At 64.0% G+C, this 19,031-nt stretch carries 20 protein-coding genes and 1 tRNA gene; 17 read left to right on the forward strand and 4 right to left on the reverse strand.

Annotation, left to right across the window (positions count from 1 at the left end):
* Nucleotides 1-40 precede the first annotated feature (40 nt).
* The 3 genes from KRR55_RS16310 to proC are packed head-to-tail and all read left to right on the forward strand — an operon-like array spanning nucleotide 41 to nucleotide 2,845.
* On the forward strand, nucleotides 41-1,066 hold the full coding sequence (locus KRR55_RS16310; RefSeq protein WP_217390263.1) for a Ppx/GppA family phosphatase: 1,026 nt from the start codon (nucleotides 41-43) through the stop codon (nucleotides 1,064-1,066).
* 23 nt (nucleotides 1,067-1,089) lie between these two features.
* Nucleotides 1,090-1,929 carry a sugar phosphate isomerase/epimerase family protein gene (locus KRR55_RS16315; protein WP_217390265.1) on the forward strand — a complete coding sequence of 280 codons (840 nt, stop codon included), beginning with the start codon at nucleotides 1,090-1,092 and terminating at the stop codon, nucleotides 1,927-1,929.
* 55 nt (nucleotides 1,930-1,984) lie between these two features.
* On the forward strand, nucleotides 1,985-2,845 hold the full coding sequence (proC, locus tag KRR55_RS16320; RefSeq protein ID WP_217390267.1) for a pyrroline-5-carboxylate reductase: 861 nt from the start codon (nucleotides 1,985-1,987) through the stop codon (nucleotides 2,843-2,845).
* 66 nt (nucleotides 2,846-2,911) lie between these two features.
* On the opposite strand, the gene KRR55_RS16325 is transcribed toward proC, so the two are convergent.
* Both KRR55_RS16325 and KRR55_RS16330 read right to left on the reverse strand, forming a co-directional pair.
* Nucleotides 2,912-3,550, reverse strand: a complete 639-nt coding sequence (locus KRR55_RS16325) for a potassium channel family protein (RefSeq protein WP_113761830.1) — start codon at nucleotides 3,548-3,550, stop codon at nucleotides 2,912-2,914.
* A 25-nt stretch (nucleotides 3,551-3,575) separates the two neighbouring features.
* Nucleotides 3,576-5,015: a TrkH family potassium uptake protein gene (locus tag KRR55_RS16330; RefSeq protein WP_217390269.1), complete on the reverse strand. Its 1,440-nt coding sequence runs from the start codon at nucleotides 5,013-5,015 to the stop codon at nucleotides 3,576-3,578.
* Between the two features lie 262 nt (nucleotides 5,016-5,277).
* Here KRR55_RS16330 and KRR55_RS16335 point away from each other — a divergent pair, with 262 nt between their 5' ends.
* The 6 genes from KRR55_RS16335 (at nucleotide 5,278) to KRR55_RS16360 (ending at nucleotide 10,635) form a co-directional block, all read left to right on the forward strand.
* Nucleotides 5,278-6,426, forward strand: a complete 1,149-nt coding sequence (locus KRR55_RS16335) for an acetoin utilization protein AcuC (RefSeq protein ID WP_217390359.1) — start codon at nucleotides 5,278-5,280, stop codon at nucleotides 6,424-6,426.
* Nucleotides 6,427-6,472: 46 nt separating this feature from the next.
* The gene (locus KRR55_RS16340) at nucleotides 6,473-6,925 is read left to right on the forward strand and encodes an ArsR/SmtB family transcription factor (protein WP_217390272.1); all 453 of its coding nucleotides are present in this window, start codon (nucleotides 6,473-6,475) and stop codon (nucleotides 6,923-6,925) included.
* A 203-nt stretch (nucleotides 6,926-7,128) separates the two neighbouring features.
* Entirely contained in the window at nucleotides 7,129-8,472 is a 1,344-nt protein-coding gene (gene gdhA, locus KRR55_RS16345) for an NADP-specific glutamate dehydrogenase (RefSeq protein WP_217390275.1), read from the forward strand.
* 409 nt (nucleotides 8,473-8,881) lie between these two features.
* Nucleotides 8,882-9,988 (forward strand): 3-deoxy-7-phosphoheptulonate synthase, encoded by a 1,107-nt coding sequence (locus tag KRR55_RS16350; protein ID WP_217390278.1) that lies wholly within the window; start codon nucleotides 8,882-8,884, stop codon nucleotides 9,986-9,988.
* Between the two features lie 191 nt (nucleotides 9,989-10,179).
* On the forward strand, nucleotides 10,180-10,392 hold the full coding sequence (locus KRR55_RS16355; protein WP_217390281.1) for a helix-turn-helix domain-containing protein: 213 nt from the start codon (nucleotides 10,180-10,182) through the stop codon (nucleotides 10,390-10,392).
* A gap of 144 nt (nucleotides 10,393-10,536) precedes the next feature.
* The gene (locus KRR55_RS16360) at nucleotides 10,537-10,635 is read left to right on the forward strand and encodes a 30S ribosomal protein bS22 (RefSeq protein WP_003792170.1); all 99 of its coding nucleotides are present in this window, start codon (nucleotides 10,537-10,539) and stop codon (nucleotides 10,633-10,635) included.
* Nucleotides 10,636-10,747: 112 nt separating this feature from the next.
* On the opposite strand, the gene KRR55_RS16365 is transcribed toward KRR55_RS16360, so the two are convergent.
* Entirely contained in the window at nucleotides 10,748-11,563 is an 816-nt protein-coding gene (locus KRR55_RS16365; protein WP_217390285.1) for an HAD family hydrolase, read from the reverse strand.
* A gap of 49 nt (nucleotides 11,564-11,612) precedes the next feature.
* Here KRR55_RS16365 and KRR55_RS16370 point away from each other — a divergent pair, with 49 nt between their 5' ends.
* Both KRR55_RS16370 and KRR55_RS16375 read left to right on the forward strand, forming a co-directional pair.
* A complete protein-coding gene (locus tag KRR55_RS16370; protein WP_217390287.1) occupies nucleotides 11,613-11,867 on the forward strand; it encodes a glutaredoxin family protein in 255 nt (84 codons plus the stop codon).
* 65 nt (nucleotides 11,868-11,932) lie between these two features.
* Entirely contained in the window at nucleotides 11,933-12,676 is a 744-nt protein-coding gene (locus KRR55_RS16375; protein WP_217390288.1) for a redox-sensing transcriptional repressor Rex, read from the forward strand.
* A gap of 100 nt (nucleotides 12,677-12,776) precedes the next feature.
* Here KRR55_RS16375 and KRR55_RS16380 read toward each other — a convergent pair whose 3' ends face one another.
* A complete protein-coding gene (locus KRR55_RS16380) occupies nucleotides 12,777-13,526 on the reverse strand; it encodes a hypothetical protein (RefSeq protein ID WP_217390290.1) in 750 nt (249 codons plus the stop codon).
* A 272-nt stretch (nucleotides 13,527-13,798) separates the two neighbouring features.
* Between KRR55_RS16380 and KRR55_RS16385 the strand changes: the two genes are divergently transcribed.
* From KRR55_RS16385 to KRR55_RS16410, 6 genes are all read left to right on the forward strand, one after another.
* Nucleotides 13,799-14,461 (forward strand): histidine phosphatase family protein, encoded by a 663-nt coding sequence (locus KRR55_RS16385; protein ID WP_217390292.1) that lies wholly within the window; start codon nucleotides 13,799-13,801, stop codon nucleotides 14,459-14,461.
* Between the two features lie 4 nt (nucleotides 14,462-14,465).
* The gene (locus KRR55_RS16390) at nucleotides 14,466-15,092 is read left to right on the forward strand and encodes a TlpA family protein disulfide reductase (protein ID WP_217390294.1); all 627 of its coding nucleotides are present in this window, start codon (nucleotides 14,466-14,468) and stop codon (nucleotides 15,090-15,092) included.
* A complete protein-coding gene (locus KRR55_RS16395) occupies nucleotides 15,092-15,883 on the forward strand; it encodes a cytochrome c biogenesis CcdA family protein (protein ID WP_418888847.1) in 792 nt (263 codons plus the stop codon). Before KRR55_RS16390 ends, KRR55_RS16395 begins: the two co-directional genes overlap by 1 nt.
* A 14-nt stretch (nucleotides 15,884-15,897) precedes the next feature.
* Nucleotides 15,898-17,502, forward strand: a complete 1,605-nt coding sequence (resB, locus tag KRR55_RS16400) for a cytochrome c biogenesis protein ResB (protein WP_217390298.1) — start codon at nucleotides 15,898-15,900, stop codon at nucleotides 17,500-17,502.
* A gap of 8 nt (nucleotides 17,503-17,510) precedes the next feature.
* A complete protein-coding gene (gene ccsB / locus KRR55_RS16405) occupies nucleotides 17,511-18,539 on the forward strand; it encodes a c-type cytochrome biogenesis protein CcsB (protein WP_418888845.1) in 1,029 nt (342 codons plus the stop codon).
* 349 nt (nucleotides 18,540-18,888) lie between these two features.
* Nucleotides 18,889-18,962 (forward strand) — tRNA-Met (locus KRR55_RS16410).
* Nucleotides 18,963-19,031: the final 69 nt, after the last annotated feature.

Below are 19,031 nucleotides of genomic sequence, written 5' to 3' on the forward strand. Positions count from 1 at the left end.
GGCGGCAAGCGACAAGCGACAAGCGCGTGAAGGACACACCATGAGGCTGGGCGTACTGGATATCGGGTCGAACACTGTTCACCTATTGCTGGTCGACGCATATCCGGGCGCCCGCCCGGTGCCCTTTGCATCGCACAAGCGGGCGCTCTCGCTCGTCGCGTACCTCGACGAGCACGGGGCCATCAACGAGGCCGGGCAGGCCGAGCTGCTGGACTTCGTGCACGAGGCCGCGCAATTCGCGATCAACCACCATGCGGAGGACCTTTTGGCCTTCTGCACCTCGGCGATCCGCGAATCGGCCAACGGCGAGGAAGTGCTCGCGAGGGTCGTGGCCGAGACCGGTGTCCAACTCACCGAACTGACCGGCGAGCAGGAGGCCGGGATGACCTACTACGCGGTGCGCCGCTGGTTCGGCTGGAGCTCAGACCGGATCCTGAACCTGGACATGGGAGGGGGCTCCTTCGAGCTCGCCCTGGGGGTGGACGAGTTCCCCACCACCGCCCACTCGGTGCCGCTGGGGGCCGGGCGGCTGACCCGCGAATGGCTGCCGGAGGATCCGCCCTCCATCAAACAGGTCAAGGCGCTGCGCAACCATGTGCGCGAGGTGCTCGCCGAGCCGGTGGCGGAGCTGGCCGAGTTCGGGAGGCCCACCGTGGTCACCGGAACCTCCAAGACCTTCCGCTCGCTGGCGAGGATCACCGGGGCGGCTCCCAGCGCGGAGGGCCCCTACGTCAAGCGGGTGCTGCGCGCCGAGTCGCTGAAGCTCTGGACCAACCGGCTCACCGCGATGAACTGGGAGGAGCGCGCCGAGCTGCCGGGGGTGTCGGCCATCCGGGCCCCGCAGCTGCTGGCCGGGGCCATCGTCGCCCTGGAGGCCATGAGCGCGTTGAAGGTCAAGTCCCTGCGCATCTGCCCGTGGGCGCTGCGCGAGGGTTTGATGCTGCGCCGCTTTGATCACGTACTTTTTGACTCCACCGCCCCGCTCAGTAGTAGCGTGGGTGTCGGAGAAGTCGCTTTGGGCCAGTCCTCGGCAATGTCGATGTCCCACGGCGGCAACGTTCTTTAGCTCAAAGACAAGGGGCACGTTCCATGGTCGAGTCAGGCAACAACAACAACGCCCCCATTCCCGTCGCGCTGTCCAGCGCCTCGGTCTACCCGCTGAACGTGCACGACGCCTTCGCCGTGTCCCACGACCTGGGGTACGACGGGGTTGAGGTGCTGGTCACCGGGAACCAGATCTCCCAGGATGCACGGGCCCTGAACCGGCTGGCCGAGCGCTACGAGCAGCCCATCATGGCCATCCACGCCCCCACGCTGCTGCTGACCCAGCAGGTCTGGGGCACCGCGTGGAACAAGATCGAGTCCGCCGCCGCGATGGCCGTGGAGGTCGGCTGCGACGTCGTGGTCGCCCACCCGCCCTTCCGCTGGCAGGGCACCTATGCCACCGAGTTCGCCACCGGCATCCGCCGCATCATGGAGGAGTACGGGGTGAAGATCGCGGTGGAGAACATGTACCCGTGGCGCGCGCGGGGACGCGAGGCGAAGATGTACCTGCCGCACTGGAACCCGATCCCCGAGCCGTACGAGTTCGTCACCTGGGACTTCTCGCACTCGGCGATCGCCGACATGGATTCCGCGGTGGCCTTCCGCGACCTCGGGTCCAGGCTCAGCCACGTGCACCTGTGTGACGGGATGAACAACGGCAAGGACGAGCACCTGGTCCCCGGCCGCGGCACGCAGCCGGTCATTGAGGCCATCGAATACCTGCGCGACTCGGCCTGGGACGGGGTGGTGGCGGTGGAGGTCTCCACACGCAAGGCCCGCGGCGCGGGGGAGCGGGAGACCTGGCTGGGCGAGACCCTCGAGTTCGCCCGCCGGCACCTGGCCCCCGCCACCGAGGCCGCCGAATCCGGGCGCTACTCGATCTAGCCGCACCGCGCGCGCAACCCGGCCGATGTGCCGGCTGCCGTGGAACAATGGGCAGATGACTTCAGTGCTTTCGACTTCCTCCCTGCCAGCCAACAGACTTGCCTTCCTGGGCACCGGATCCATGAACGGGGCGGTGCTGCGCGGCATCATTGCCACCGGCTACAGCCCCGAGGCGATCGTCGCAACCCTGCGCAGCGACGACAAGGCCCAGGCCCTGCGCACCGAAACCGGTGTCACGGTGCTGGTCGGGGAGCAGGACCCCGAGTCGAACATCAAGGCCGCCAGGGACGCCGACATCGTCTTCCTGGGCGTCAAGCCCGTGGGGATCGCCGCCCTGTGCGACGAGATCAGGGACGTGCTCAAGCCCACCGCCGTGGTGGTCTCGGTGGCAGCCGCCATCACCATCGAGATGATCGCCGCGCACCTGGCCCCGGGCCAGCCGGTGGTGCGCTCCATGCCCAACACGCCGCTGAAGGTGGGCGCCGGCGCGGTGGGCCTCAGCGCGGGGGAAACCGTCTCCGAGGCGGCGCTGGCCGCGGTCGTGGACCTCTTCGCCGGTTCCGGCGTGGTGCACGTGGTCCCCGAATCCCAGCAGGACGCCGTCTCCGCGGTCAGCGGCTCCGGACCCGCCTACGTGTTCTACCTGGTCGAGGCCATGGCCGCCGCCGGCGTGGAGCTGGGCCTGGATGCGGCGCTGGCCACCGACCTGGCCCGCGCCACGGTCGCCGGGGCGGGGAAGATGCTTGCCGACGCGCAGGCCGACCCCTCCGCGCTGCGCAAGGGCGTGACCAGCCCCAAGGGCACCACAGAACAGGCCATCGCCACCTTCGACGCCGAGGGCCTGCCGGGCATCATCGCCCGCGGGGCCGCGGCCGCCGCCGCCCGCGCCGCGGCGATCACCAGCGAACTGGCCTAGCAAACACGGAAGTCCCCCCGGCAGGCCAGCTGCCTGGCGGGGGGACTTCGTGATGCCCAAGGACCCCTAGGGCCGTGCGGCGAAGCGCTCGAGCAAATCCACGTGCCCGGAGACGATCAGCACGTCGCGCCGGGTCACCTTGGTGTCGGGCTGGGCATAGGTGAAGTCCTCGCCGGGGGACTTCACGCCCACCACCGTGATCCCGTACTTCGAGCGGACCTGGGACTCGGCCAGGGTGAAGCCCTGGGTCTCCTTGGGCGGGTACATCTTCACGATGGCAAAACCGTCGTCGAACTCGATGAAGTCGAGCATCCGCCCGCCGACCAGGTGGGCGGCGCGCACCCCGGCGTCCGCCTCCGGGTAGATCACGTGGTTGGCGCCGATGCGGGTGAGGATCTTGCCGTGCGAGGGCGTGATGGCCTTGACCCAGAGGTGCTCGATGCCCAGGTCCACCAGGTTCACGGTGATCAGCACGGAGGACTCGATCGAGGTGCCCACCCCAACCACCGCGGAGGTGAACTCCTGTGCGCCGAGCTGGCGCAGCGCATCGATGTTGGTGGCGTCGGCCTCCACCACATGGGTGAGGACCGAGGCCCACTTCTGCACCAGTTCCTGGTTGCGCTCGATGGCCAGCACCTCGCGGCCCTGCTTGACCAGTTGCTCGGCCACCGAGGCGCCAAAGCGGCCCAGCCCGATGACCAGCACCGCGGCGTTGTGGTCCGTGTTTTTCTCAGCCAATGATCGGCCTCTCTTCGGGGAAGTGGTAAAGCTGGTTGCGCTGGCGCAAGGTCAGTGCCGCCGCAAGGGTAATCGTACCGATTCGGCCGGCAAACATCAGTGCGGAGAGCACGTACTTGCCCGCCGGCGGCAATTCCCCCGAAAGGTTGGTGCTCAGCCCCACGGTCGCAAAGGCCGAGATCGACTCGAAGAGCGCGCGCGAGAGGGAGGTCCCGCTGATGGCCAGCAGCGAGGCCGTGGCCAGCATCACCAGTGTGGCGCCCAAGACGATGACCGAGATGGCCACGCGCATGGTGCCCTCCGGGATGCGCCGGCCGAAGGCGCGCACGTCGGTGTCGCCGCGGGCCTCGGCGAAGATCGCCAGGAACATCACCGCGATGGTGGTGACCTTGATGCCGCCGGCCGTGGAGGCCGAGCCGCCGCCGGCGAACATCAGCGCGTTGGTCAGCAGCATCGTCACCTGGTGCATCTCGCCCTGTTCCACCAGGTTGAATCCGCCCGAGCGCGTCATCACGGAGGCGAAGACCGAGTGGATGACCTTGTCGCTGTTGGACATGTAGCCGATGGTGTCGGGGTTGGTCCACTCGGCCACCGCCCACAGCAGCGCGCCGGCCACCAGCAGCATCCCGGTGACCACCAGGGTGAGCTTGGCGTGCAGCGACCACTTCCGGGTGTTGAAGCGGTGGGCCAGGAGCACCATCAGCACCGGGAAGCCCAGGGATCCCAGGAACACCCCGAGCATCAGCGGCACCAGGATCCACAGGTCGGTCTCGTAGGGGACCAGCCCGTCGGAGTGCGGGGTGAATCCGGCGTTGTTGAAGGAGGAGACCGCGTAGAAGATCCCGTGCCACACGGCCTCGTCGATCGGTTCGCCCAGGATCAGGAAGCGCGGGATCAGCATCAGGGCCAAGGCCACCTCGATGGCCACGGAGGTGGTGATCACGATGCGCAGCAGCGAACCGACCTCGCCGAGGGTGGAGGCCGCGGAGGTGTTCATGGAGCTTTGCGCCAGCAGCTTGCCGCGCACCCCCAGCCGCTTGGACACCGCCAGGGAGAGCACCGAGGCCAGGGTCAGGATGCCCAACCCGCCGACGAACACCGCGATGATCATCACCAGCTGCCCAAAGAAGGACCAGTGCGTGGCGGTCGAGACGACGGTCAGTCCGGTGACGCACACCGCGGAAACTGCGGTGAACAAGGCATCGTAAAACGGCGTGGGCTCGCCGGTCGCGGAGGACACCGGCAGGGCCAGCACGGAGGTGAACAGTGAGATCACCAGGGTAAAGGTGAACAGGGCCAGGCGTGCGGGGGAGCGGACGGTGAAGTCGGACACCAGCCGGCGCCACTGGTCCAGGCGCAGGCGCCAGCGGGCCGGCGCGCCCGACTCGGTGCCCTGCCGTCGTGCTGGTTCGGAAAAGGGAGGCATTCCCATGTGATCTGCTCGGCTCCAAGACGTGGAAAACTTCGGTGCGGAAGCGCTGCCCCGCAGGATCCCACAATAAACCATGCCGCAGCGGGATCCTCCGGTGGCCCGCCGACGCGCTGGCGCGACCCGCGCCGGGCGCCGTGGACCTGCGTTGGCGGAGGTCACGAGGGTGTCTTGGCACACACCGGCGGTGCCGATCGCGTAGCCTGAAGGGGTGTTTGCCGCAAATGAGCCACTGCCCCCGACCCAGGTGATCTGGAGCGAGCAGATGATGGAGTACCGCTTTAGCGAGACCCATCCCATGCACCCGCTCCGGCTGGATCTCACCGCCCGGCTCTGCACGGACCTGGGCCTGTTCGAGCGCGCCAATCTCACCGTGGCGGCCCCGCCCGTGGCAACGGATGCGGAACTGGCCGCGGTGCACGAGCCGGCCTACATCGCCGCCGTCCACGAGGTCAGCGCCAATCCACACGTGCCCAACGAGGCCCGCGGGCTGGGCACCGAGGACAACCCCGCCTACGCCGGGATCCACGAGGCCAGCGCCCGGCTGGCCGGGGGCTCGCTGCTGGCCGCCGAGGCCATCCTGGACGAGAGCGCCCTGCACGTGGTCAACTTCGGCGGCGGCATGCACCACGCCTCGGCCTCCAAGGCCAGCGGCTTCTGCATCTACAACGACGCGGCCCTGGCGATCCGGCGATTGCTCGACGGCGGCGTGCAGAAGGTGCTGTACATCGACGTGGACGCCCACCACGGCGACGGGACCGAGTCGATCTTCTGGGACGACCCGCGGGTCATGACCATCTCCATCCACGAAACGGGCATGTCGCTGTTCCCCGGCACCGGGTTCGCCAACGAGATCGGCGGGCCCAACGCACAGGGCACCGCGGTGAACATCGCCGTGCCCCCGCGCACCGGCGACGCCGCCTGGCTGCGCGCCTTCCATGCGGTCGTCCCGCAGCTGGCGGAGGCCTTCGGGCCGGAGGTGATCGTCTCCCAGCATGGCTGCGACGGGCACCGGGACGACGACCTGTCCAACCTCCGGCTGACCATTGATGCGCAGCGGCAGAACGCGCTGGACATTGCCGAACTGGCCCGCAGGCTCTGCGGCGGCCGCTGGATATCCACCGGCGGGGGCGGCTACAACACCGCCTCGGTGGTTCCGCGGGCGTGGAGCCACCTGGTGGCGGTCGCCTCGGGCAAGCCTGTCCCGCTGGCCACGCCGGTGCCGCGCAGCTGGCGCGACTACGTGCTTCAGCGCTACGGGATCCGCACCCCCGAATCCATGGGCGACAACGCCGAATTGTGGTGGCGCAGCTGGGAGGTCGGCTACGACCCGGCGGACCCGGTGGACCGCACCGTGATGGCCACCCGCAAGGAGATCTTCCCGCTGTTCGGGCTTGACCCCTGGTTCGATTAGGGCGCCCAAAGATGCCATCGCACGTATATGCGGATAGGGTTATGCGGTGGCTCATGATGATATCTTTTCCGCCCTGGCCGACCCCACCCGGCGCAGGCTGCTCGATTCCCTGCGCGAGGAGTCGCGCTCGGTCGGGTCCCTGGTCGAAGCTCTGGGCGTTTCCCAGCCGACCGTTTCCAAGCACCTGAAGGTCCTGCGCGAGGCAGGCATGGTCTCGATGCGCGCCGACGGGCAGCGCCGCTATTACGCACTGGAACCGGCGACGTTCCTGGACCTGCAGGCCTGGTTGCACGGCTTCGTTCCCCCTGCGCCCGCCCTGGGCCTGGCCCCCGAGATCTATGCCGATCCGCAACTGGGGTCGTACGAGGCGACCAGCCAGGCCACGGTGGCCGCCGCGCAACTCGGACGGACCGTGGGACGCGGACTGGAACAGGTCACCGGCCGCGCCCACGACTTCCTGGAGCGCCTGCCCAAGCCGAAGTTCGGCAGAAAGCGCTAGCCTTCCGCACCTCCTCCGCACGCGGAAATGCCGGCGCGAAATCATACACCGAAGCGCAAAAACATTACGCGAGCGTGCTCGATTGATGACGCCCGGTTGTGCCGACGGGACGCGGCCGTGGCATTCTCGACGTCTGGGGCAGCGTCGCCAGACATGGCGGCAGCGTGCCCTCGTGCCTGCCCCAAGTGATGAGGAGATAAGACTTGGACCAGCATCTAGCGACCATTCGCGACGAAGTGTTCCGTCGCAACCCCGGTGAAGCAGAATTCCACCAGGCGGTGACCGAGGTATTTGAAAGCCTCGAAGCGGTCTCGCGCAAGCATCCTGAATATGCCGAAGCTGCGATCCTGCAGCGTATGTGTGAGCCCGAACGCCAAATCATCTTCCGCGTGCCGTGGATGGATGACGAGGGCCGGGTACAGATCAACCGCGGATTCCGCGTTGAATTCAATTCCGCCCTGGGCCCGTACAAGGGCGGACTGCGCTTCCACCCCTCGGTGTACCTGGGCATCGTCAAGTTCCTGGGCTTTGAGCAGATCTTCAAGAACTCGCTCACCGGCATGCCCATCGGCGGCGGCAAGGGCGGCTCGGACTTCGATCCGCGCGGCAAGTCCGACGCCGAGGTCATGCGCTTCTGCCAGTCGTTCATGACCGAGCTGTACCGCCACATCGGCGAGTACACCGACGTTCCCGCCGGTGACATCGGTGTGGGCGGGCGCGAAATCGGCTACCTGTTTGGCCAGTACAAGCGCATCACCAACCGCTACGAGTCCGGTGTTCTCACCGGCAAGGGCATCAGCTGGGGCGGATCCCTGGTTCGCCCGGAGGCCACCGGCTACGGCGCGGTCATCTTCACCGACGAGATGCTCAAGACCCGCGGGGCCAGCTTCGACGGCCAGCGCGTCTCGGTCTCGGGTTCGGGCAACGTGGCCATCAACGCCATCGAAAAGGCCCAGGGGCTCGGTGCCCGCGTCGTGACTGCCTCGGATTCTGCCGGGTACATCGTTGACGAACGCGGCGTCGACGTCGAATTGCTGCGCCAGATCAAAGAAGTCGAGCGCGGGCGCATCAGCGAGTACGCCGTGCGTGCCAAGTCCAAGAAGGTGCACTACGTCGAGGGCGGCAACGTCTGGGACGTCGATGCCACCGTGGCGTTGCCGTGTGCCACGCAGAACGAACTGGACGCCAAGGATGCCAAGAAGCTGATCGACTCCGGCGTCGTTGCCGTGGCCGAGGGCGCCAACATGCCCTGCACCGCCGCAGCAACCTCGCTGTTCCAGGACGCAGGGGTGCTCTTTGCGCCGGGCAAGGCTGCCAACGCCGGCGGCGTGGCCACCTCCGCACTGGAAATGCAGCAGAACGCCAGCCGTGACTCGTGGAGCTTCGCCCACACCGAGGCGCGCCTTACCGAGATCATGGTCGGAATCCACGACCGCTGTGCCTCCACCGCAGACGAGTACGGCGTGCCGGGCAACTACGTAGCCGGCGCCAACATCGCCGGTTTTGTGAAGGTAGCCGACGCGATGCTGGCCCAGGGCCTCATCTAGGTAGCCGGCCCTCGAGCCGCAAGGCGCGCCGAGGGGGCGGGGCAGTGCAGACGGGAACCTCCCATGGATCCGTCGGGACTGTCCCGCCCCCTTTGTCGTGCTTCATGACGAACTGTTTCGGGCATGCGAAGGGGCGCGTTTGTCATTTGCGTTGCACCGCTGTAAATTCTCAACCATGACTCAACGTTGGTATGCGTATTTTGTGTCGGCTCTGGAGGGGCCTAAGACGCGATAATTTCGCATACCCATCTTCAGAGCCGACAAGGGCCGCAAGCTATTGCTTGCCGGCCCTTCGCTATTTCCAAGATAGCGGCCCTGAAGGAATACGCAGCGAGATCTCCGGGGCCGCATTGAAACCACTAGGCCCCCCACCGCACGGCGCGGGGCTGAAACCGAGAGGCCCCAGACCATGAGCACCGCCATCGCCACCGAGACACAGCACCGCGCCAACACCAATGAGCGCGTCCTGGGGATCACCGAACTGCCCACTCCCGCGGAATTGGTCGCCGAGCTTCCCGCGGGCGATGCCCAGGGTTACCGGATCATGCGGGCGCGCCAGGAGGTCCGTGCAGTGCTCTCCGGGCTCGATGAGCGCCTGCTGGTCATCATCGGTCCCTGCTCGATCCACGACCCGGTGGCCGGGCTGGAATACGCCACCAGGCTCGCCACGGCGGCGAAGGAACACGAGGGCGAACTGCTGGTGGTGATGCGCAGCTACTTCGAGAAGCCGCGGACCACCGTGGGTTGGAAGGGCCTGGTCAACGACCCGCACCTGGATGGTAGCCACGACATGGCCGCGGGGCTGCGCACGGCGCGCGAATTCATGCTTGCGGCGGGCAACCTGGGCCTGCCGCTGGCCACCGAATTCCTCGAGCCGCTCAGCGCCCAATACCTGGCGGATCTCATCAGCTGGGGCGCAATCGGGGCGCGCACCACCGAAAGCCAGACGCACCGGCAACTGGTCTCGGGTTTGTCGATGCCCGTCGGGTTCAAGAACGGCACTGACGGATCGGTGCAGGTTGCTATCGATGCCTGCCAGGCTGCGGGCTCCCCGCAGTCCTTCCTGGGCATCAGCGACGACGGGCGTACCGCGGTGGTTAGGACCGCGGGAAACGAAGACTCCCACTTGATCCTGCGGGGAGGTGCCGACGGACCGAACTTCGCCGCCGAACCCGTGGCCGCCGCTTCGGCCGCGATGGGCAACGCGGGCATGAACCCGCGGTTGATTGTCGATGCCTCCCATGCAAACTCGGGCAAGTCCCACCTGCGCCAGCGGGAAGTCATCATCGAGCTGGCCGCCCGCATTGCCGATGGTGATCAGGCCATTGCCGGAATCATGGCCGAAAGCTTCCTGGTGCCGGGCGCGCAGAAACATGATCCGGATGCCGTGGAGGCGGGCTCGGACGTCCTGGCCGGGCTGAACTACGGGCAGTCGGTCACCGACGCCTGCATGGGCTGGGATACCAGCGCCGAATTGCTGGCGACCCTTGCCGAAGCGGTGCGTTCGGCGCGTTAAATGCGCAAAATATGTTCCCCAGTATTAAATGGTGGTCCCGCAAAGCCGAGAATCGTTCACATTGGCCCCACGAGCCACTAAAGTGAGTCCCAAGGACATAGGGTATCTTGGGGTGTTGGCACAGACAAGGTACGTTCCTCAGTCTGTGCCAAGGCATGATTGCTATGTGAAATTGTCAGGAGAAACAGGGAATGGTCGAATCGCAAAACTTTGCCAGCGCGCGTTTCATGACGGTGGCTGAGGTTGCCGAGGTGATGCGTGTGTCAAAGATGACGGTTTACCGCCTCGTCCATTCTGGAGAGTTGCCGGCCGTGAGGTTCGGTCGTTCCTACCGTGTACCCGAAAACGCCGTGCAAGAGTACCTGCGGGCGGCCGGGTTCGGCTGGGACTCCAACACCGGCTAGCGCCGCCGAATTTCGCGAGTGGTCAGAATCTGCTCTAGAAGCAGGTAATCTGTTAAGGAACGTTTAACGTCCAGTTGGCTATTCTGGTGCTTTGGTGCCGAAGAAATAGTAGTCGGCAATCGAATCAGTTTGTGAGGAACCATTATGGGCTCTGTTATTAAGAAGCGCCGCAAGCGTATGGCCAAGAAGAAGCACCGTAAATTGCTTCGTAAGACCCGCCACCAGCGTCGTAATAAGAAGTAAATGCAGTTCCGGGCTTGCCCGGAATCAAGCATGTAAAAAGGTGCGTTTCCCTCTTGGGGAAACGCACCTTTTTGCTTGGTGGGGAATGGGCCGTGGGCTGGCGTCTGGAATGTCAGGGGCGGCGGCGAAGAGCGCCGAAACTGCGCCACAGCCCCCAAATGGCTCCCGAGATCCCCGCGGCCTTCAGCCCGAAGGTCGCGGCCTTGCGTCCGGTCCGGAAATCGTAAACCGGCCAGTTCCGGTCCTTGGCATGGCGGCGCAATCGCCAGTCGGGATTGATGGCCACGGGGTGTCCCACCGCTTCAAGCATCGGGATATCGTTGTGCGAGTCGCTGTACCCCCAGCATTCGTCAAGATCCAGCCCCTCCGCCAGGGCCAGGTCCTGGACCGCCTCGGCCTTCGCCGCCCCATGCAGGATCTCGCCGACCAGGCGACCAGTGTAGAGTCCCTCGACATGTTCCACGCTCGTGCCCAGTGCGCCACTGAGCCCGAGCCGGCGGGCCATCACCGAGGCGACCTCCAGCGGCGTGGCTGTGACAAGCCACACCCTCCGCCCGGCGTGCAGGTGCTGGTCGGCAATTGCACGGGTGCCTGGCCAGATTTTCGACTCAATGAATTCGTCATAAATTTCATCCCCGAGCGCAACCATGTCCGCCACGGAGAACCCTGCGGCCATCAAGAGCGCACGGTCGCGGATGGCCTGAATGTCGCCGAGGTTCTCTCCCCGGGCCACAAAGCGCAACTGGTGGAGGGCAAACCATGCCACCTCACGCAGCCTAAATGCCCGTCGTTGATACATTTTTCGGGCTACGGCGAATAGCGATGCGCCGCGCATCATGGTGTTGTCCACATCGAAGAAGGCAGCGGTCGAGCTCGCGTGCACCGGCTCTTGCCCAGGGACTGAAACGGGGGAAAGGTTAGAGGGCATCCGCCCAGTGTATTGCAATCTTTTTTGGCGGGAGCGGTAGCGTTGGGGGATGAGCAGTGAGCAGACCCCGCGGGAAATTACGTTGTTGGTTCGGTCCGGATGCCATCTGTGCCTGGCCGCGATCGAGACACTCGATGAGGTCACCAGCCGGCTGGATTACACCTGGCAGAAAGTTGACATCGATCAGGACGCTGAGCTCTTGGCACGCCACTCGGAAGAGGTGCCCGTGCTGTTGGTTGACGGACGGGTGCGGGACTTTTGGGTGATTGATGCCCAGCGCCTTGAGACATTGCTGACCAGTTAAGGCGAGGCGTCGCATGAACTGGTTGATAAGTCATTAAGGTATCCACGGAATTGAGTCAAAACAGAATGCCCACCGAGCGCGCCCCCGCAAGCAGCGAAGCAAACGTCCCGGCTGCCGACCCTCAGATCGAGCGTGGCCTGGTGCCCGACTTGACCGTGGAACAGACGCCCACCGGTTCGCTGGGCAGGCTTCTTCCCGAAGCGACCCTTGCACGGTTGACCCAGTACCTGCGGGCACTGAACACCATGCAGACGCGCGGCGAGGCACGTACGTCATCAGGTGTCCTGGCCACGGAAGCGGGGGTTAATCCGGCGATCCTGCGCAAGGACCTGTCTCTTCTTGGATCTTATGGAACCCGTGGAGTGGGCTACGTGGTGACGGAGCTGGCTGAACATATCTCCAAGGCCATGGGGCTCCTGCGTCAGTGGCGCGTGGCAATCATAGGTGCCGGAAACCTGGGCCGTGCGTTGTCAGGGTATGGCGGATTCAGAAGCCGCGGATTCGAGATCGTTGCGCTACTGGATTCCTCACCGGAGGTTATCGGAAGCACAGTCGGGGACTTACAGGTCCAACCCATTCTCGACCTCGACAAGATCCTCGAAGACACCGGCGCAAACATGGCCGTGCTGTCAGTTCCCGGGGCAGCCGCCCAGGACTTGTGCGACAAACTGGTGGCAAGCGGTGTACGAAGCATCCTGAGTTTTGCCCCGGTTGTGCTGCACGTCCCGGCAGGGGTCAATCTGCGCAAGGTCGATCTGGCCACCGAGCTGCAAATCCTGGCCTACCACGCACAAAACCTCGATTCCTAGGTGCCGGTCGAAGACCAGCCATCAGCCTTGAACACAAAATGGTCCGTGGGATCGAGTCGGCAACGGCTGGATCCCACGGACCATTTTTAGGAGGCGCTGTTTAGCGGTATCCGGCCGCCCGCGCCGCCCGCCGCGCGGCAATAAACTGGCTGGAGGGGCGCAACCAAGCAAAGACCACGCCGACCACGCCCAGAACGACCGAGAGGGCCATCAGCACTCCGCTGCCAATGCTGAACAACGACAGCACTGCGAAGATCGTGGCGAAGATGCGTGCGACACCGCTTCCCTTGCGAACCATGAACGCAATCAGGACGTATAGCAACAAGCCGATCACCGCGAATACGATCGCCGTGGTCTGGATCATGGGGATTGCATCGGTGATGCTCATTCCCGCAGACTCGAGCTGTTCCTCCAGCTCGGGAACTGCCTGGACCTGTTGCATGATCGCGGCGGTGCTCAAACCAAACACTGAGCTCAACAAGAATGCGACGCCTGCAGCCAGGATCGCCCAGAAAGAGGTGTCCAGCTCCTTGGGGCGGTGGGTGGGCATCTGGGGCGGTGCAAAGTTGCCCTGCGGGGGAACCGGGAATCCACCGGCGTATGGTTGCTGGCCATATGGCGACTGCGGTGGCTGCTGGCCGTAGGGGTTGTTCGCTGGTGCAGGCTGGCCATATGGGTTGGGGTTTTGGCCATACGGATTCGGCTGCTGTGCGCCGTACTGCGGCGGCTGGCCGTACGGGGCCTGCCCGGCAGCATTCGGATCTTGCGGTGCACGCTGTCCGTATTGCGGCGGTGCGGGGTCCTCGGACGGCTTCTCGGGATTCAGGGGATCATTTTCAGGGGTAGACATAACCTGCTCCTTGGGGTTGGAAAAGTACGGCTTATCCTCACGATATCGGTTCGAGATTGCTTTTCACCCCTCCCAAAGGATGGTTTTTCGTTTCGCCGGAAACTTTGGCCAAAGTCCCTACATGGGTCGGGCCTTGCAGGTTGCCTGAGGTGTTGGGTAAAGAGGCAGGGGCATTGCACCAACGGCGTCGGGGCGCGTCCAAGGGTCGTCCGCGTGGGCAAAATCAAGTATCCGGTTTAGGTAACGGAACAAAGATTTGAGACACTTAATTCATGTCGACTGCCACCGTTCACCTTCTGCGTCACGGCGAAGTGTATAACCCGGGCAGGGTCCTTTACGGTCGGCTACCGGAATTCCACCTCTCCGATCTCGGCAACCAAATGGCCGAGCGGGCCGCGGAATACTTCACGGCCCAGCGAAACGCCGGTGCAAATATCACCCACTTGGTGTCATCCCCGCTCGTCCGGGCACAGGAAACGGCAATGCCCACCTCAGCGGCGTTGGGCCTGGAAATCGTGACAGATGATCGGATCATCGAGGCAGCGAACCGCTTCCAGGGGCTCTCCCAGATCAAGAACCGACTGAAGGAACCGAAGTACTGGTCCTACGTCGTAAATCCATTTCGTCCATCCTGGGGGGAACCCTACCGGGACCAGGTGGAACGAATGATGACCGCCATTGTGGAACACCGCGACCGCGCGGTGGAACTTGGCGGCCGAGGGGCGCAAGCCATTTTGGTCAGCCACCAGCTGCCCATTTGGGTTACGCGCCGCTCCGCCGAGGGCAAGGCCCTGTGGCACGACCCGCGGAAACGCGAGTGCACTCTCACCTCCGTGACTAGCCTGGACTTTGAAGGTGAAAGTCTGGTCGCAGTCCGTTATGCAGAACCTAGCGTGGACCTCTTGGCCAACGCTGCGAACATCCCTGGAGCTTGAGATCATGACCGATCCCATCTCGTCCCAAGCGAAGCGTTTGGGACGACGTACATTCTTGCGCGCTGCGGTACTTGGCGCCGCCGTGCTGCCGCTGGCGGCATGCGTGGGGGAGGAAGACCCCCTGGCCAAACAGGCGCGCGAAGGCAATAACAAGAATTACATTGCCGGTGACGGCTCGGTGGAGGAATACGGTCCGGACTCGCGCACGGCTCCAGTCGAGATCAACGCGGTGGCCTACGACGGAACAACTATCGATTCGGCCACCTGGGCTGGACAAGCCACCGTTCTGAACTTTTGGTACGCGGCATGCGCCCCGTGCCGCATCGAGGCCCCGCACATGGTCGAACTCAACAACGAATTCAAGGGCAAGGCCGAATTCATCGGCATCAACGTGCGTGACGAGAAGGAAGCGGCAGAGGCCTTCGAGCGCACCTTCGGAATCAAATACCCGTCGGTGCAGGACACGCAGGGCACGATTCAGCTCGCCATGACGAAGTACGTTCCGCTCAAGGCCGTGCCCACCACCTTGGTGCTCGACAAACAGGGCCGAGTCTCGGCCCGAATACTTGGTGTCGCCGACAAGCCCACGCTCAAGGCCCTAATCAATACGGCCCTTACCGAGTCGTTGTGATCAATTCAGTGCTGGCCGGCGCCTTGACGCTGCCTGCCCAAGGCAACCAGTTCGCCGAAATTGTCCAAGACGGATCCCTGATTCTCGCGGTTCCCGTTGCCGTCCTGGCGGGACTGGTCTCCTTTCTTTCCCCTTGCGTGCTGCCCTTGGTGCCGGGCTACTTGGGATATGTCACCGGCCTGTCCGGTGCCGACCTTGCCGATCAACGGCGCGGGCGCATGGTTGCAGGCATTGGACTTTTCATCCTTGGCTTTACTGCCGTCTTTGTCCTGGCGGGCGTGATCTTCTCGCAAGTGGCTGCGTGGATGCAGTTCGAGGGTGCCTGGATCACTCAGGTCCTTGGCATTGTTGTGATCCTCATGGGCTTTGTTTTCATGGGCAGTTTTTCGTTCATGCAACGCGATGCGAAGATCCACCGGAAGCCACCGGCTGGCCTCTGGGGCGCCCCGGTTTTGGGAGTCACTTTCGGATTGGGATGGGCGCCGTGTATCGGACCCACCCTGGCTGCGGTACTGGCCATGAGCACGGGCGTCGACCCCAACCCCGCCAAGGGAGCTTTGCTGACGTTCTTCTACTGCATGGGACTCGGACTGCCATTCCTGTTCATTGCCATGGCGCTTCGCCGAGGCATGGGCGCCATGAAGTTCTTCCGCCGCCATCAACTCTCAATCATGCGCTTCGGCGGAGGCATGCTGATTCTCTTGGGAATCCTCATGGCCACCGGACTCTGGGGTTCATGGGTCACGCAATTGCAAGACTGGTTCGCCAACGAAGTGAAGTTGCCCATCTAATGAATAAGCCAGACATGAAAAATGATGTTGCGGTTCCGGCCCTTGGATTCCTTGGGATGATTCGCTGGGCCTGGACCCAGCTCACCAGCATGCGCACGGCGCTCTTTCTGCTGCTGCTCCTGGCGGTGGCGGCAGTCCCGGGTTCGCTCTTTCCACAGCGCTCCATCAACCCGGAGCAGGTGACCACCTACCTGACCAACAAGCCGACCACCGGCGAATGGCTGGATCGCTTCCAGCTCTTCGATGTGTATTCCTCGGTGTGGTTCTCGGCCATCTACCTGCTGCTGTTTATTTCCCTCATCGGATGCATCTTGCCGCGCGTCAAGAAGCACGCCAAGGCGCTGCGCACACCGCCGCCACGGACACCGTCGCGGCTGAATCGCCTGCCCCAAAACGGCAGCTTCAGGATCCAGTCTGCCGAAGAATCCGGCGCAAGCGACGAACGGGTTGTCCGGGACGTTGCCAGTCTCCTGAAGAAGCGCGGATACCGTTCCGAAGCCCGGCCCGGGGGCTCCAATCCTTCGGTCGGCGCCGAACGTGGGTACAGCCGGGAAATCGGCAACCTCCTGTTCCATATTTCACTGGTTGGCCTTTTGGCCTCGGTGGGCGTCGGCGGTGCCTTCGGCTACAACGGCCAGCGGGTCCTCGTGGAGGGGGAGACCTTCGTGAACTCGCTGGTTTCCTACGACTCCTTCAAGCCTGGAACCCTGTTCCGCGAAGATTCGCTTGACCCCTACTCGGTCAAACTCGATAAGTTCAACATCACCTTCGACCGGGAATCCACCACGCACTTCGGCCAGCCGATCGACTTCACGGCCGAGGTTGAGACCCGCCGCAGTCCGGACGCCGAACCCGAAAAGGAAAAGCTCCGGGTGAACCACCCACTGCGCATCGATGGCGCGGACATGTACCTGGTCGGCAACGGATACGCGCCGGTCGTCACGGTCCGCGACGGCGACGGCGACATTGCCTTCAGCGGCCCGGTGGTCTCGGTTCCGCAGGATGGCATGTACACCTCCCTGATGGTCATCAAGGTTCCCGATGCGAAGCCGGAACAACTTGGATTCCAGGGATTCCTGCTTCCCACGGCCATGACCGATGAAACAGGGTTTGCCATTTCCGGGGACCCGAACGCGATCAACCCGCAGCTGCAGCTGAACTCCTTCTATGGGAACCTGGGGCTGGACAACGGCACGCCTCAAAACGTCTATGTGCTGGAAACCGACGAGCTCGAGGAACTGAACAACAGAAACCTTGACGCCGGTGGCATCGTGCTTGGCGCCGGTCAAACGTACGAGCTGCCCGACGGCAAGGGGAGCATTTCCTTTGACGGTCTCAAGCGCTTCATTGGCGTGGACATCGCCTACGACCCGAGCAAGCGTCCCGTGGCGATCTTTGCTGCACTTGCCCTGCTGGGACTGGCGATCTCGCTCTTTACCCCACGCCGCCGTGCCTGGGTGAAAATCAGGACCACTGTTGACGGCTCTGGCCGTGAAGAGCGGATAATCGAATACGGACTGCTGGCCCGTGGTGAAGACCACCGCCTCGAATCCGAAGCCAAGGAGTTGCGTAAGCTTCTTGAGCAGCAATGGCCCGCCGTTGAGCGAGCCGGAGTCTAGGAGACCCTATGGAAAACGATATGCCCACGATCAACGTGGCCTTGGGACAGTACAGCGACCTGTTCATGTTGCTGGCCGCAATCGTCTACGCCTCGGCCTTCGTCGCCTTCGCGTGGGACCTTGCAAAGTCCAGCAAGCTCATCCAGGAGATCGACGCCGCCACACTTGCGTCCGAAAAGAAGACCCTGGTTGCGGCGGGTGCCATCGATTCCCCTCCGGCGGGCAGCTCGGCAAACGAGCTGGTCAATGACTCCATGGACTACACCGTCGCCTCCTCGAAGCGCATGGCGGCGAAGGTTGCGGTGTCCCTGACCTGGCTCGGCGTGCTCATGCAGGGCTTTGCCGTGGCATCCCGCGGAGTGGCGGCCGGCCGCGTGCCGTGGGGCAACATGTACGAATTCCTGTCCACGGGCTCCTTCCTGGTGGCCCTTGTGTTCTCTCTCGTGCTGCTGAAGAAGGACCTGCGCTTCATGGGCACCTTCGTCATCGGCCTGGTCACCGTGATGCTGTGTGGTGCCACCATGGGCTTCCCCACGCCGGTTGCGCACCTGGTGCCCGCCCTGCAGAGCTATTGGCTGATTATCCACGTTTCCATCGCGGTGCTGGCCTCGTCCCTGTTCACCATCACCTTTGCCATGAACGTGCTCCAACTGGTCCAGCACTCAAGGATCGATGCGTTGGCCGCAGGCAAGGCCGACAAGATGCCATTCATGCGCCTGGTGCCGGGTGCAGCTGCCCTGGAGAACTTTGCGTACCGCATCAATGCCGTGGCATTCGTGATGTGGACGTTCACCGTCATGGCAGGCGCGATCTGGGCCGAGGCCGCGTGGGGCCGTTACTGGGGGTGGGACACCAAGGAAGTCTGGAGCTTTGTGATCTGGGTTGTCTATGCCGGATACCTGCACGCCCGCGCAACGGGCGGCTGGACCGGTGCACGCTCGGCCTGGTTGAGCATCATCGGCTACCTCTGCATCGTCTTCAACTTCACCATCGTGAACATCTACTTCAACGGTCTGCACTCGTACGCCGGCCTCTAAGCCTGCCGCAAGAAGCCTGGTGGCCTCGTACCCGTAACGACGGGTCCGGGGCCACCGGTGCGTTCTGGAGGCCCGAGCTCCCCGGTGGACGCCGGTCACGGCGGAGAACCCTGCCGGGGGCGCACCGAGACCCCCGTGCGGGACTTTCCGGGGGTGGGCGGCATGTCGCTCACCCGGGATCGTGATCGACCTCACCGTGGAATGTTTTGCAATCGGCGGCGTTCAGGCAACGAAATTAGTGCAATATAGCCCAATGTGGCCCGGATATGCCGGAATTCTCGGGAAGTTCACCTAGTTGACCGCTCGATTAGGTGGCTGGGCAATCCACTGTTATTGTTGTATCTACCGACGCGGGGTGGAGCAGTTCGGTAGCTCGCCGGGCTCATAACCCGGAGGTCACAGGTTCAAATCCTGTCCCCGCCACAAAGAAACAGCCTTTGTTCCTGATTCAGGAACAAAGGCTGTTTGCATTAACGAACAGACCCAAAGTCG

Source organism: Paeniglutamicibacter quisquiliarum (assembly GCF_019084045.1).
GTDB classification, from domain to species: Bacteria; Actinomycetota; Actinomycetes; order Actinomycetales; family Micrococcaceae; genus Paeniglutamicibacter; species Paeniglutamicibacter quisquiliarum.